The 15485-nt window shown below is 54.0% G+C and carries 8 protein-coding genes; 5 read left to right on the top strand and 3 right to left on the bottom strand.

Translation table 11 applies throughout. The features are described from left to right. Positions 1-69: 69 nt before the first annotated feature. The gene (locus tag ACQ66Q_RS11120; RefSeq protein ID WP_430456866.1) at positions 70-525 is read right to left on the bottom strand and encodes a thioesterase family protein; all 456 of its coding nucleotides are present in this window, start codon (positions 523-525) and stop codon (positions 70-72) included. A gap of 238 nt (positions 526-763) precedes the next feature. On the opposite strand from ACQ66Q_RS11120, the gene ACQ66Q_RS11115 reads away from it, so the two are divergent. The 3 genes from ACQ66Q_RS11115 to ACQ66Q_RS11105 all read left to right on the top strand — a co-directional run bounded on the left by ACQ66Q_RS11115 (position 764) and on the right by ACQ66Q_RS11105 (position 4011). After that, positions 764-1453 (top strand): heavy metal response regulator transcription factor, encoded by a 690-nt coding sequence (locus ACQ66Q_RS11115; protein ID WP_430456865.1) that lies wholly within the window; start codon positions 764-766, stop codon positions 1451-1453. Next, positions 1437-2861: a heavy metal sensor histidine kinase gene (locus tag ACQ66Q_RS11110; protein WP_430456864.1), complete on the top strand. Its 1425-nt coding sequence runs from the start codon at positions 1437-1439 to the stop codon at positions 2859-2861. Before ACQ66Q_RS11115 ends, ACQ66Q_RS11110 begins: the two co-directional genes overlap by 17 nt. 190 nt (positions 2862-3051) lie before the next feature. Next, positions 3052-4011 (top strand): aspartyl/asparaginyl beta-hydroxylase domain-containing protein, encoded by a 960-nt coding sequence (locus tag ACQ66Q_RS11105; protein ID WP_430456863.1) that lies wholly within the window; start codon positions 3052-3054, stop codon positions 4009-4011. A gap of 62 nt (positions 4012-4073) precedes the next feature. Here ACQ66Q_RS11105 and ACQ66Q_RS11100 read toward each other — a convergent pair whose 3' ends face one another. After that, entirely contained in the window at positions 4074-5885 is a 1812-nt protein-coding gene (locus tag ACQ66Q_RS11100; protein WP_430456862.1) for a M61 family metallopeptidase, read from the bottom strand. A gap of 300 nt (positions 5886-6185) precedes the next feature. Here ACQ66Q_RS11100 and ACQ66Q_RS11095 point away from each other — a divergent pair, with 300 nt between their 5' ends. After that, positions 6186-6701 carry a PAS domain-containing protein gene (locus ACQ66Q_RS11095; RefSeq protein ID WP_430456861.1) on the top strand — a complete coding sequence of 172 codons (516 nt, stop codon included), beginning with the start codon at positions 6186-6188 and terminating at the stop codon, positions 6699-6701. Then, positions 6676-8151, top strand: a complete 1476-nt coding sequence (locus ACQ66Q_RS11090; RefSeq protein ID WP_430456860.1) for a methyl-accepting chemotaxis protein — start codon at positions 6676-6678, stop codon at positions 8149-8151. The genes ACQ66Q_RS11095 and ACQ66Q_RS11090 overlap by 26 nt, the downstream gene beginning before the upstream one ends. A gap of 61 nt (positions 8152-8212) precedes the next feature. On the opposite strand, the gene ACQ66Q_RS11085 is transcribed toward ACQ66Q_RS11090, so the two are convergent. Beyond that, positions 8213-14959 (bottom strand): Ig-like domain-containing protein, encoded by a 6747-nt coding sequence (locus ACQ66Q_RS11085; RefSeq protein WP_430456859.1) that lies wholly within the window; start codon positions 14957-14959, stop codon positions 8213-8215. Between the last annotated feature and the right edge of the window lie 526 nt (positions 14960-15485).

Here is a 15485-nt window from a genome sequence, read left to right as displayed (position 1 = left end):
CCCCCGGCCTTCGCCAGAGGCGAAGGCGTAAAAACGGCAACAGGCAACGCAGGTTGCCTTTTGCCGTTTTTACCCCACCAGATAGGTCCCGGTGCCGAGGGCGATGTGTAGACCTTCGTTGTTGTGCAGTTCCATCCGGCAGACACAGACTTTATTACCGGAGCGGATCACCTGTGCTGTGGCGATAAACTCGTCGCCACGGCCGGGACGCAGATAGTCGGTGCGGATGTCGATGGTGCTCATCTTACCGAGCTTGGCTGCGAGCTGACTGTGATCAGTCGTATCAAGCCGCACCAGCGCACTGGACACCGCCATGATGCCACCGACCACATCTAGCACTGAGGCAATGACGCCGCCGTGCAGAATCTGCTGCAGCGGATTGCCGACCAACTCAGATTTCCACTGAAACCGGACTTCAGCGCGCTCCGCCGAGAACTCAGTCACGCGCAAACCCAATAGCTGATTAAACGGCATTTGCTCGAATACCGAAGCGATAAAAGGCAGTAAATCGTTGGTTTGCATCATCAGACTCCACATTGGCCTGCACGCAAGCCCGACACACTTTCACTGGTACGAGCAGTTAAATTACTGTGCGGCAACGTCGCTGTAAAGCGCTCAGTCAGAGACCATCCCTCTTATCGCAGTAGCAAGATGACAATATTGTCATCCGGCAGTCATCTGGTTGTCGGCTGCATCAGGCCATCTTAAGCTGTTATGCTGAGCTGTAACTGGTGGCCGCTGCCATTGTCTGAAGAGAGTCACAATGCGTTTATTGATCGTCGAAGATGAAATGAAAACCGGTGATTACCTGAAACAGGGGTTTATCGAAGCTGGTTTTAATCCCACGTTGTGCCGTAATGGCCTCGATGGCCATCATCTGGCGATGACGGAAGACTTTGACCTGATTATTCTCGACGTGATGCTGCCGGATGTTGATGGTTTGCGCATCGTCAAAGCATTGCGTCAGGCAGGTCGCCACACGCCGGTCTTGCTGCTGAGCGCGCTCGATACGGTCGATGACCGCGTGCGCGGACTGGAACTTGGCGCTGACGACTATCTGGTCAAGCCATTTGCATTTAACGAATTGCTGGCCAGAGCGCGCACTTTGCTGCGACGCGGCCAACTGGCGCCACAGTCTGACCGGCTGCAAGCTGCGGACTTAGTGCTGGAAGTGGCTAAACGCCGTGCCAGCCGGGCCGGCAAAAAACTTAATCTGACGCCCAAAGAATTCGCCTTACTGGAATTATTGCTGCGCCGTGCCGGTGAAGTACTGCCACGCACCCTCATCGCTAGCCAGGTTTGGGATATGAACTTTGATTCAGACACCAACGTCATCGATGTCGCAGTACGCCGATTGCGCAGCAAAGTGGACGATGACCATGCGCTGAAGCTCATTCATACGGTGCGAGGCATGGGCTACAAGCTGGAGGTGCCGGATGACGACGCCTGCTGAACAGCAAACATCAACGCCAACACGGCCATTATCAATGGCCACCCGGGTGCTGCTATTTGTCGCGCTGGCCGTGCTGCTTTGCGCCGCGCTACTGGCAACGATGCTACAAAATTCAATTGAAGCGCATTTTTCCGAACAGGATGCCGGTGAACTGCAGGCTGTCGCACACTCCGTCTTGCATACGTTGCAGGACCCAACGTTAGGCCCGCAGCAACATCATGCCAGCCTGCATCAGGTATTGACTGGTCATCATCAAACTTATTACCTGGTGCTGGATGCCAATGAAAAACCGGCCCTCAGTGCCGACGGTGCCGATCTGACACCGTTATTTAACCTGACCAGTGCGGTCGAACAAATCACTCCCGCCGATTTAGTCAGCTGGCAACAAGCAGAACACACTTATCGCGGTGCCATTTTGCAGGGACCAAACGGCATCCGCATCGCGGTTGCTATGGAAATGGAATTTCACCTGCACTACCTGCATCTGCTGCGTTGGACTTTATGGCTGACTATCGCCGGTGCCGTCGCGTTGATTTTACTCGCTGCCTGGTTTGGTGTACGCCAGGGCCTGTTACCGCTGCGTCGCCTCAGCAGTGATATCCGTCAAATCAGCGCTGAAGACTTACATGTGCGGCTGGAACCTGGTCAGGTTCCGGTGGAACTGGCCGAACTGGTACAGAGTTTTAATCAGATGATTGAAAACCTGCAGCAAGGGTTTGCCCGCTTGTCGGAGTTTTCTGCCGATATCGCCCATGAACTGCGCACGCCACTGAGTAACCTGATCACCCAGACGCAGGTCAGCTTGAGCAAAGAACGTACGCTCGACGAATACCGCGAATTGTTGTATTCGAACCTGGAAGAACAGGAACGGCTGGCCCGAATGGTCAGTGACATGCTGTGGCTGGCGAAAACCGAGCATGGTTTGCATAAACTGCAGCTGGAGCCGGTTGCACTGGCATCACTGTGCCAGCAGCTATTTGAGTTTTTTGAAGTGATCGCCGATGAAAAAAACGTGCAGCTGCACTATGAAGGTCCGGCGCTGACCATAAACGCAGACAAGCTGATGCTGCAACGCGCGTTGTCGAACTTGTTATCCAACGCCATCCGTCACGCCGCAGCGCACAGCACTGTCCGGATCAAGGTGACCTCTGGGATCACTCAGGTAGACATTCGAGTTATTAATCAGGGGCTTGTCATCGCAGCTGAACACTTGCCGCGTCTATTTGAACGTTTTTACCGCGCCGATCCATCCCGACAACGCCACAGTGAAGGCGCCGGTCTTGGTCTCGCGATGGTGAAATCCATTGTCGAACTGCATGGCGCCCAAATTAACGCCTGTTCCGTTTTAAAAAACAGTCAGGAACCCAATCAGGCACAAACCGAATTTGTGCTGCACTGGCCACAATGAATCATGCTGGACAGATGGCCCTGCTTGCGGCAAAGTTAAGGCTATCGGGCCTTTGTCCAACGCTGTCATTACAATACAACAGCTTTGTGCTGAACTGAAAGGCCAGATCCACCACGAAAATAAATCCGGACGATCCGCCTGCCAGCGCTGCACGTATCGTCACAAATAAGAATAACAACAGGGATTTTTTATGCTATTCACGCTATTTATCGTCTGCTGGTTTTCCGCTTCCATGTTCTATGTGTACCAGCTGCGCGGCGATGCCCGTTATCAAAGTTTTAGTCAGTATTTACGCAAGAGCTGGCCTATTTTCGCGCCATTTAACTGCGTGTTGTATCTGTTTACCAAACGCAAAGCGCAAGGTGCTTACATTGACCCCGCCCAATATAAAAATCTGCATCTAATCCAACAGAATTACCCGGTCATTCTGGCGGAAGCCAAAGCGCTGTTTGAAAACAAAGCCTTTTGCCAGACCAATGAACCTGGTAGCCCAGGTTATTACGACGTTGGTTTTCGTACCTTTTTCAAGTACGGCTGGAGTAAGTTTTATCTGTGCTGGTACGGCTATCAGCATGAAAGTGCAAAAAAGAGCTGTCCACAAACGCTGGCTATTCTGCAGCAAGTACCAGAAATTAAAGGCGCGATGTTTTCAATTCTGCCGCCGAATTCCCAGCTCACTATTCATTCGGACCCGCTCGCCTGTTCATTGCGTTATCACTTTGGTCTGATGGTGCCGAATTCACCGGACTGTTTTATCAATGTGGACGGCAAAGCCGCGCACTGGCGCGATGGAGAAGCCTTTATTTTTGATGAAACTTTCCCGCATTTTGTCCGGAACGACACCGACCAGTATCGTTTGATCCTGATGTGTGACATCGAACGCCCCATGTACTGGCCAGGCCGGTTGTTCAATTTCTTTTATGGTTTTCTGGTGCGTACCACCGTCGTGCCGAACACGGCAGAAGATAAAGTGGGTAAAGCCAGTGCCTTGTTTGCCAAAGTGTCGCCACTGCTGGGCCAAGGCAAAACCATGAAAAAAACCAATCCACGCTTATACAAAGTAGTGAAATACAGCCTGAACACCACACTGCTGGTGCTGTTTTATCTGCTGCTGCATGGTATTTATCAGGTGGTTGCCAGCGTGATTTGACCCCGTCGAATCTCAGCGACAAAAAGGCCGGTTTTAAACCGGCCTTTTGTCATTAATACGCCCTAAAGCTTTTTCGTGCCCAGCCAGGCATCGCGTCGCTTCACACTGGCGCGGCTGGCTTTATTGTCTAGGCTCAGCTGTAACGTTGGATCGGCAGCGACTGTGATATTGACGCTATGGTCCTGGTCAAAGCGACGGAACTTCAGTGCCAGCACATCACCGGGCCGAGCTGCTTTCAACGCCGTATCAATATCCTCTCCCGTGCGCAACCGGACAGCTCCCAACTGCAACAACAAATCGCCATCGGTGATACCAGCACTGGCCCAGGGGCTGCCATCACGTGACACAGATTGCACCTGCACCGCATCACCAAATGTATTCAGCGTCAGTGGCCCTAACCAGGCTTTATCCGGATGCGCCGGGCTCAGCGTTAAGCCCATTTGCGCAAACAACGCGGTAAAGTCCGGTAAGGCCGGTCCCTGAATACTGTCACGGAAAAATGCGGCGGCAAAGTCAGCATCACCGCTGACTTCAGCCAATGCCTGCTGAATATCGGCCAGCTGATACGGCTGTTCCGGTTTGCCAAAACGTTGCCACATCAGTTGCATCAGCGCATCAAGATCGCTGTTGTACTGCGTGCGTAACGTTAAATCCAGTGCCAGCGCCACGACTTCGCCATAGGTGTAATACGACAGGAAATGATTGCCATAGTTGGTTTTATCGACGGCGACACCGGCATCAACAAACACCGCTTGCTGACTCACTGCCGCAGGCCCGGACCAGCGCCGCGCCGGCGTTTGCAACGTCTGGTTGAGTGGCTTTTGCACTTTTTCCAGATAGGTATCCAAATCAAAGTGACTGCTGCGTTTGAGCGCCAGCTTGCCGTAATAGTTAGTGAAACCTTCGGCAAACCAGAGAGCATCGCTCATATTGGTCTGGCTGTAGTCAAACGGCTCCAGGTTTTTTGGCCGGATCCGTTCCACATTCCAGGCATGGAAAAATTCGTGAGAGATGGTTTCAATCTGGCTGAACTCGGCCTGCGCCAGCGAGCTTTCGCTGGTCACTACTGTTGAATTACGATGTTCCATGCCATCGCCATCCACACCCGGCAGGTAGTCGGCGATAAAGGTGTAACGCTGATTGGCAAAATCCGGCAGCTCGCCAAAAATCGCCTGCTGCTGACGCACCACCGCCTGAGTTTTTTCTAACAACACTTTGGCCTCGTCGGCAGTACCGGCATGATGCAGCGCCAGTTCAATCTGATAGGTTTTGCCGGCGGAGGGCTGGCTAAAACTCAGCAGCTGATGCTCACTGATCTCGAGCGGACTATCCATCAGATAGTCCAATTGCGGTGCCGTAAAAGTGCCATCCGGCTGCGGATACAGCTGCGTGGCCGCACGCCAGCCGGCCGGCAGCGATTTGAGACTGACTGTGGCCGGTTTTGCCCGCAGCGACGGCGCAAACAACAGCGATGCCGGTATATTCAGGTGCGCATGGCGGCTGTCGATCTGGTTGTAAGTGCCGTCGGCATGATTGCCAAACAACAGATAACTGACCTGGACTTCGCCCTGATGGCCACTGACTTGCCAGCTGGTCGGCGACAGCCGCTGCAGCGTCAACGGATTACCCTGACCATCCAGCGCTTTGAGCGCATAGATATTTTTGGCAAAGTCATGCCGGGCATAACGGCCTGGTGACGCGGAAGACATCTGCAGCAGCAAAGGCGACGCATCTGGCGCGACAAAACGCGCGCTGATTGCCACCTGATGGCGATCGTGCCCAGCCAAATCCAGCTGATAATGACTGTCGGCCAGCGCTGAACCCGTCAGGCCCGCCAGTAACAATGCCAGCGTACAACGATTCAATAACAACATGATGCTCCTTGTTCAGCAATCAGGCATTGGTTGCCGGATGTTGCCCTGCAATGACACCAGTTAATCACAGCGCGGGCCTGTGCCGCAAAGCATTTAAACGGCCTGAGCTGTGATTGGTCGCAACGAAGAAAATGTTTGAAGCCCTTGATCTGCATCAGATCTTTGGGGAATAGCACCCAACTCAGAATTTAATTCCTCTACAATTTCGGCACAAACTGCACCACCACAACACAGATCATCGCTTTGGCAGGCTGAGAAGCGCAGCCGTCATGGCATGCAATGCAGGGAGAACCACCATTTATGCATCAAAAATCGCCATTGACCGGACGGGAGGTCAGTCTGGACGACGAGTCCTTTATCGTCACCAAAACAGACCTGAACGGAATTATCGGCTACGCCAACCGTACCTTCATGCAGATATCCGGCTACCGTGAAGCAGAACTGTTGGGGCAGCCACAGAATATTGTGCGCCATCCCGACATGCCCAAAGGCTTGTTTAAATTCATGTGGCAGCAAATCGCGGCCGGTGAAGAATGCTTTGCCTACGTCAACAACAGAGCCAAAAACGGTGACAACTATTGGGTCTTCGCCAATGTGTCACCGGTATTTAACGGACAACGCCGCCATACCGGTTATTTTTCCTGCCGCCGCAAACCCAAACGGGCCGCGGTCGACAAGGTGATGCCGATTTACCAGCAAATGCGACAAATCGAACAACATAACCCGTCAGACCGCGGCGAACAATCGATGCGGTGGTTAATTCAAATGATTGAACAGGACTTTGGCAGTTATGAAAAATTTGTTCTGGGGCTCTAAGTTTGCATTGCTGCTGGCCAGCTTTAATCTGATTTTACTCCTGATCCTGGCGCTCAACAGTATCCCGGCTGTGCCGTGGTTTGTGTCCTGGGGTCTGTACGGACTGACGGTCATTGCCAGTCTGCTGGCATTCCGGCGAGTCGCGGTACCGCTGCGGGTTCTGCAGCAAATTCGTGATATTTTGAAAAATGCCCGCGACGGCGATTTCAGCGCCCGCATCACGCAAGTGCCGAACATGGGCGAAGTCGGCCAGGTGGCATGGGAAGTTAATGAGATGTTTGACCAACTGGAGACTTATTTCCGTGAAGTCGGCACTACTTTTGCCCGGGTCGAACAGGAACGTTTTGGCCGGCCAGCGCAGTCAGACGGTATGTGTGGCGGTTTCCATCAGTCGTTAATCGATATCAACAAAGCCATTGAGCACGTCGAACAGAATTACCGCAATGTGGTGAAAAACCGGTTGTTGTCCTCGATGCAGTCGATGAATGCTGTGAATACCAAAGGCAATTTGCAGATGACCCAGCAGGATTTGTCACAAATCACTGACCAAATTGTGCAGATAGGCCAGATCGCAACCGCGACTGCAGAACGGGCAACCGATAGCAGCAACACGATCCAGCAAGTGCTGGTGAGCTTTGCGGCGAACAAACAACGGACTGAACAAAGCCGTGATGCCGTGATAGCGCTCAACGCAATGGGCGCGCAAATTAATGGCATCCTGGATCTGATTGGCAATATTGCCGACCAAACCAATCTGCTGGCGCTCAATGCCGCCATTGAAGCCGCGCGCGCTGGCGAGCATGGCCGCGGTTTTGCCGTGGTGGCGCAGGAAGTAAAAACTCTGGCCGAACATACTAAAAAAGCGACTGGTGATATTAATCAGGTGGTTGGTCAGTTCCAACGCCAAAGTGAAGGTATTTTGCATCATCAGCAACAACTCAATGACAGTGCCGGCGTCATGATGCAGCAACTGGATTCACTGCAGCAAAGCTTTGTTGCCTTGGCCGCAAACGCCGAACAAGCGCAGCAACAAGTGCAAAAAGCCCGCATTACCACCTTCACTTCGCTGGTCAAAGTCGACCATATTGTCTACAAACAAAATGCCTATGCCGCCTTTAATGCCGGGACTCAGAGCCAGGAAGCCACCGCCGTGAAAGTCGACCACCAACACTGCCGGATGGGTAAATGGTATCAGGGGGACGGCCTTGCTTTATTTGGTCATCTCCCAAGCTACCGTGCGCTGGAGCAACCTCACCAGCAAGTCCATCACAGCGTACATCAGATGCTTGATTCAATTGATTTGGACTGGCAACGCGAGTCCGCAGTGCAGGAACATATTCTGAGCTGTTACAGCAATATGGAAAGTGCCAGTCAGGCGGTGTTTGTTGGTTTGAATGCACTGCAGCAGGAAGCACAGGCTGAATTTGACGCCAGTCCGGCGCATAACTAGCCCTAGTTCTGCCAGAAAAAAGCCGCTGACTACAGCGGCTTTTTTGTCAGACACTGTTGTGTCAAAACCGATAACTGAGCGTGAACTGCAGCACACGCACGTCTTCAGGCGCCAGCGCGATCTGCTGCCAGCCAACACCGGTCACCCAATGCGCATTGGGCAGATATTGCAGCGCCAGTCCGTAATACAGATCTGTACCATCGGTTTTACTGTGCAGCGTCGAGCCGTTCATACTGCTGTCAATATCACTTTGCCAGGCCATCAGACCGAGTGGCAGTTGTAAGCGCCAGTGTTGTTGCTGCCACAGCCCAATCCGCACGCCGGTAAACAGGCCATCGCCTAACACCGGGGTCAGACTTTGTACGGCCTGATGATATTGCGCCGGCGTCAGGGTTTGTGTGCTGAGCTCGACACTGGCATCGCCCAAATCCTGATACCCCAGTTCCAAATCCAGTCTCTCCAGCCAGCGCCATTGCAGGCTCAGACTCAGCGCGGTATCGCTGTCATCCAGATTTCGCAGCGTGCCGGAAGGTAGCCCTGCCAACACACTGTGGTCAGCCTGACTGGCTTTGCTCTGCCCCACGCCCAGCTGAAGTCCGAAATCGGCCGCCTGCGCCGCACCGCCGCATAACAGCAGTGCCAGCAGCCGATATCGGCGGCCAAGTCCCAGCACTAACAACAAGCCAGCCCCGAGCACTGACATTGCGCCCCCTGAGGATTTGTTACTGACCGTGACAGCCTGATAGGCCGTTACCGTGATACTGACCTGGCCGGTCGCCTCACCGCCAAAGCCATCGCTGATGCGGTAACTGACAACATCGACGCCTGCGAAGCCGGCTTTCGGCGTGTAACGCAGCCGGTTTTCACTGTCGATGGCCACGCTGCCGCTGGTCGCAGTGGCGCTCAGTACTTTCAATGGATCGCTGTCTGCATCGCTGTCGTTACTCAGCACATTGATGCTGATTGCGGTGCGATCATCGGTCGCGGCACTGTCGTTGACTGCCGATGGCAGGTTATTGAGTCGAACCGTGATGGTCAGTTCACTGCTGCCAGTCCCGCCTTTGCCGTCGGTAACGCTATATACCACCACATCAGTACCGATAAAATCCGGCGCCGGTGTGTAAGTCAGTTTGCCGTCGGCTTCGATTTTCACGCTGCCGAAGTTAGCCACCGCCTGACTGACGCTGAGTTTGTCATTGTCAGCATCGGTATCATTACTAAGGACATTCACGCTAACCAGCTGATTCATCCGCGTGGTCGCCGTATCCGCTTTTGCCTGAGGCAGCTTGTTACTGCTCAGTAATACTGCAACTCCGCCAGGATCGACAATCGCGGCATTGGCGATACCGTCAGCATCATTTGGTCCACCATCTTCAACAGTGACCAGCACACACCAATGGCCTTCGGTCAGGCCGGCTGTATAGACGGCATCCCCCGGCGGCGGACAGAAGCCACGCTCACCCGGCGCAGATCTGACATGGTTTTTACTGTTGCTGACGAACTCTTTCCAGCCAGTCTCGTCGCTGAATTTGCGATACACCGCATTGGCCGGTACCGGCAAGCGTTGTGGCAGCACCAGCTGGTAACTCTGACCGATTTGCGGCAGGCCATAGGCGATAAAATCATAGATCCCGCCAATATTCACCGCAGCAGTGTCGGTTTCCACCTCCAGCAGCCCTAACTCGAGCCCGCCACTACTGGCCAGAATCGATTGCTGACCGCGGCGCAGACAGGCCCCCGGTTCACCTTCGGCCAAAAATGCAGCTTGCTGTGTATCAGCTTCCGGCACCACATTACATTCACTGATACTATCTTTGTAATCCGGAATGCCGTCACGATCAACATCGGCGAAACCTTCCTGATTATCCGGAATTAAATCGCCGTCAGTGTCCGTGTTACCTAACACCGGCAAGCTCGCCTGCACGACCAGATAGAGCTGTGCGGTGGTGCTGCGAACTGGCGTGCCGTTGTCACTGACCTTCAGGCTGATCGGATATACACCAGGCGTTACTGTGGCCGGATCAAAGCTACGACTGGTAGTAATGTCACCGCTTAGTGTCAGATCAGACTGCCAGCTCAGCGTTAACTGATCACTGGTATTGGCATCAGTTGCATTGGCCGTTAAGGTCACCAGCCCGCCATTTTTGCTGACCGTCAGACGCGCTTCGCCTTGCTGGCTTGCATTCAGACTGACTACCGGCGCCACATTGGCTTCGGTGATACGGATGGTACTGCTACGTTGCGCGCCGCGATTCACACTATCGTTCAGCGTGATTGTCAGGTTTTCATTGTCGTCGGCCAGACCATCGTCAAGTACGTCAAACTGCAGGACAGTGCTCTGACCGCTACTGATCGTGGCAACGCCGCTGACCAGGGTATGGTCATTACCGCCGGCCGTCCCTGAGACGGTATAAGGTACCTCTACCGGATATTGCGGCGCAGGGCCATTTAGTATGACTTCTACATTGACACTGCTGCCTTCAACCACCGTCTGATCTTTGCTGAGCGACACCAGCGGCTGGACGCGCACCTGTTGCATTTTGGTCGCGGTATTGCCTGCCGCATCAGTGGCCTGCCAGTACACCTGATGTAGCCCTGGTGCATAGAACAAGGAGCCATTAATCAACGCGACGCGCAAACGCCGGCCAGCATTGTCAACAGCTGTCGCGGTCCCCAGTGGCACCCGGGTAAACAGTGCTGTGGCATTGATGGCGATATCAGCCGGTACCGTGATCACCGGCAATACGGATCCTGGCGTGCCGGTGATGGTCAGGTTCACCGTGGCAGTTGCCAAACCTTTTTTGCCGTCACTGACACTGTACTGCAGGGTCACAGGCCCGACGTACTGCGCAGGAGCGGTGAAGTTCAGGTTGTTGCCGGCGATAGTTACAGTCCCAAGCCCGGTGGAAGCACCGGCCAGCTGCAATGTATCGCCATCGGCATCAGTGTCATTGCCAAGTACACTCAGACTGTATTGATCATTAGTGCTGCGTGCGATGGTCAGATTGTCATCGATAGCCAGTGGCGCATCATTGACCGGTGTGACGGTCAGACGATAGGTCGCAGGTTCGGAGCTTAACCCAGCATCTTTGACCACAAAGCTCAGACTGTCTTCGCCGCTGAAATCTTTTTGCGGTGTATACAGCCACTCTTCACCACTCTGTTGCAAGCTGCCGTGTTTCGGCTGGGTCTGGATTTGGACTGTCAGCGGGTCACCATCGGCATCGGTGCCTCCCAAATCAATACTGGCCGGCTCATCTTCGTTCAGCGTGCTGCTGCCTGGTGTCGCGACTGGCGCCGTATTGGCAATCACCTGCAGATTAAACGCCGGCAGGCTGGTGCTGACTTTGCCGTCGCTGACACTGATCACAATACCGCTGGTCGTCCCGGCATCCGTTTGCGCCGGCGTGCCGCTCAGACTGCCGTTACTGGTACTGAAACTGGCCCAGCCGGGTTTGTTGTTAATACTAAAGCTCAAGGTGTCATTGGCGTCCGCATCACTGGCTGACGGCGTGAAGCTATACGCCGTTCCCGCTTTGACACTGGTCGCAGGCGTGCCGCCAATCACCGGCGCTTTGTTGCCTGTTTGCACTGTAATACTGAATGCCGGCAAGCTGGCACTGGCTTCACCGTCACTGACACTAATGACAATACTGCCACTGCTGCCCACATCCGTTTCAGCAGGAGTTCCGCTCAAGGTGCCGGTACTGCTGCTGAAACTTGCCCAGGCCGGCACATTGCTGGCGCTGAACGTCAGGGTTGTGCCGGTATCGGCATCACTGGCTGTTGGTGTAAATGCATAAGCCACATTTGCCGTTGCCGTTGTGGCCGGACTGCCGGAAATCACCGGCGCGACATTCAGACTGGCCGGGACCACCGCGTTGGATGCTGCTGAGGCACTGCTTATGCCGGCTGCATTCGTTGCTGTGACGGTAAAGGTATAACTTTGACCTGTGGTCAGGCCGCTAATAGTCGCCGGAGAAGCCGCGATATTCACCGGCGTGCTGGCTGGTGTGCTGTTGACGGTGTATCCGGTAATAACGGCACCGCCATTTGACGCCGGCGCAGTGAATGTCAGACTGGCACTGGTTGCTCCTGTCACTGTGGCAATCCCAATCACCGGCGCCCCCGCTACCACCGCATTCACCGTAAAGCTACGGCTGACCTGAGTGGCCGCCAGATAGCTGCCATTGCCCGCCTGGTCGGCGTTAATAGTACAAGTGCCGGCAGTGACAAAGGTCAGAGCGCCGCCACTGGTGCTAGTACAAACCCCGGTAGTACTGGATGTGAAAGCCACAGTCAGGCCGGAATTTGAAGTGGCCGTCAGCGTGGGCGTAGTGCCAAAGTTCTGCGCGCCCGGATTATTAAAGGTGATGGTTTGCGCTGCTTTTGGCGTAACGCTGTTCGAAGCCACGGACGCAGCCCCAGTGCCAGCGCTGTTCGTTGCTGTCACAGTGAAGGTATAAGCCTGACCATTGGTCAGCCCGGTGACGATAATCGGTGATGTCGCACCTGTGCCGGTCAGTCCGCCGGGATTGGCGGTCACTGTATATCCACTAATCGTCGCGCCACCGGTATTCACCGGCGCGGTAAAGGCGATACTGGCCTGTGTATCACCCGCAGTGGCCGTTGCCGCTGTAGGCGCCCCTGCCACGACCGCCGTCACAGTAAAGCTTCGACTGACCTGAGGCGCAGCCAGGAAGCTGCTGTCACCCGCCTGGTCCGCGTTGATAGTACAAGTCCCTGCCGTGACAAAATTCAGCAAGCCACCCGAGGTGATAGTACAAACCCCGGTGGTAGATGAGGTGAAAGTGACGGTCAGACCGGAGGTTGAAGTCGCCGTCAGTGTTGGTGCTGTACCAAAGTTCTGCGCGCCGGGATTATTGAAAGTTATGGTTTGTGGCGATGCCGGCGTAATAGCGTTTGATGCCGCAGACGCGCTGCTCGTCCCGGCACTGTTCGTCGCTGTCACACTAAAAGTATAAGCCACGCCATTGGTCAGCCCGGTCACGGTAATGGGCGAGCCGGCGCCCGTGCCAGTCAAACCTCCCGGGTTCGACGTCACAGTGTAACCGCTGATATTGGCACCGCCATTGCTGGCTGGTGCGCTGAATGCCACTGACGCTTGTGTATTGCCAGCTGTGGCGCTGCCGATAGTGGGTGCACCAGGCACTATGGCATTGACGGTAAAAGTCTGAGGCACTGTTGGCGCGGCATTAAAACTGCCATTGCCGGCCTGTTCGGCGTCAATTGTACAGCTACCCGCAGTAACAAAAGTCAAAGCGCCGCCAGATGTAATAGTACAAACACCTGTGGTACTGGAGGTGAACGTCACCGTCAGGCCAGAATCTGAGGTCGCTGTCAGCGTTGGCGTTGTGCCGAAGGTCTGACTTCCCGGATTGGCGAACGTAATCGTTTGGTTTGCCTTCGGCGTCGCTGAATTAGATGCTGCGGAGGTCACGCTGGTACCAATCGCATTAGTCGCCACCACGGTGAACGTGTAAGCGGTTCCGTTGGTCAACCCGGTGACCGTGATGGGTGATGTGGTAAAACCATTGCCGCCGGCCGTGATACCCCCGGGGTTCGACGTGACGGTATAGCCGGTAATGGCTGAACCACCATTATTGCCCGGTGCGGTAAAGGCCACCGAAACCTGCCCATCACCCGCTGTGGCAGCACCAATAGTCGGTGCATCCGGCGCTGTTGGAATGGCCACTGTGTGTGTGGTGCCGCTGGTATAAGCGGCGGGACCAGAATTACCGGCAGCATCGCTGATATTGGTTGAACCGTTCAGATTGATTTTAATAGTGCCGTTGCCACTAATGCTGCTAACGGTCACTGTGACACTGGAACCACTGTTAGCTGAGACACTCGCGATAGTGCCGGTGGCTCCACCTGTAGTGCCGAGCGCAAAGTCATCGGTCGAAATGCCCGTCACCGATTCACTGAAATTCACCGTAAAATCGACGCTGGTATCAGTCGATACTGCACCACCGACTGGGGCAGTACTGGTAACTGCTGGCGTTACACCATCAATGACCAGCGCTTTGTTATTACCTAATGAATTGGCTGCACCGGGCGAGGCCAGTGTCAGCGTGGCGTTATTACCAGCCGCGTCACGGATGGTGCCACTATTCAATGCCAGCGCATTGGTTGCGACGTAATCAAGGTCGCTGCTGTTATCAGCGCTTTGTACTGTGTAGTTGAAAGTTAATGTCGAGCTGCCGCTGCCACTGCTGTAATTGATAGTGCGGTCTGTCGCACCGGTTTCCAGTGTCAATTGCGGCGTGCCTGTCACTGTGACCGACTCATCAAAATTAACTTGGACACTGATGCTGTCACCGGTTTTGTAGGTGCCATTGGCAGTGCTGGCAGTGACACCACCGACTGTAGGTGCAACACCATCGACCACAATACTTTTGTTAGCACCCAATGAATTGGCAGCGCCGGGGCTTGCCAGCGTCAGCGTCGCATTATTTGCCGATGCATCTTCAATGTCGCCGCCATTTAACGTCAGCGAGTTGGTGGCGACATAATCCAAATCCAGACTGGTATCGCCGGCCTGAACAGTATAATTGAACGTCAATGTTGAGGTACCGCTGCCGCTACTGTAATTGACAGTCCGATCGGAGGTGCCGGTTTCCAGCGTTAATTGCGGAGTACCAGTCACCGTCACGTTCTCATCAAAGTTCACCTGAATACTGATGCTGTCACCGGTTTTATAGGTGCCATTGGCGGTGGAAGCGGAAACGGAAGTTACTGTTGGAGATGTGACGTCTACTTCGGCGAAATTAAGCTCGTCCAACATCACTGTTAAATATTTACCATCGGCAATGGTAAAGCGAACTTCATCGATATTTGTCCAACCACTGCCAAAGGTTAGTAAACCAGCGTTGGCCGAATTTGATGAACTTGATTCTTCGGCAGGGGTTGTTTGCCGATCATAAACAATCGCAGAACTACCAGAACCATAAGTTCCGTCAGCTGTAAAATTTACGACTGCTGAAACAACTAAACTGCCATCATTGTAACCACCAATGGTATATAGTTCAGAGGTGTTGGACCCCCCTCCCCATATTTCTGCCCGCAACGATACCATTTTGAAATCATCGACATTGTTAACGGATGCAAACTTGAAAAAAGTTGTTGACGGATCACCCACCCAGGCTGAAGTAATGCCGTTACCAGAGCCCAACGTCGGTAAATTGGCTGTTATAGCTGCTATAGAGTCAACACGGAGCTCGTCACTAGATGCGTCTGTCGAATACACAATACTGTCAAATGTAATAGAAGGATTCGACGTGTTGGCTGAAGATTGTGGAGTTATCGCATCG

The sequence above is a fragment of the Rheinheimera sp. genome (assembly GCF_965283995.1).
Taxonomy (GTDB): domain Bacteria; phylum Pseudomonadota; class Gammaproteobacteria; order Enterobacterales; family Alteromonadaceae; genus Pararheinheimera.
The sequence above is the reverse complement of the archived record's forward strand: the minus strand, read 5'-3'. Positions and strand labels throughout refer to the sequence as shown.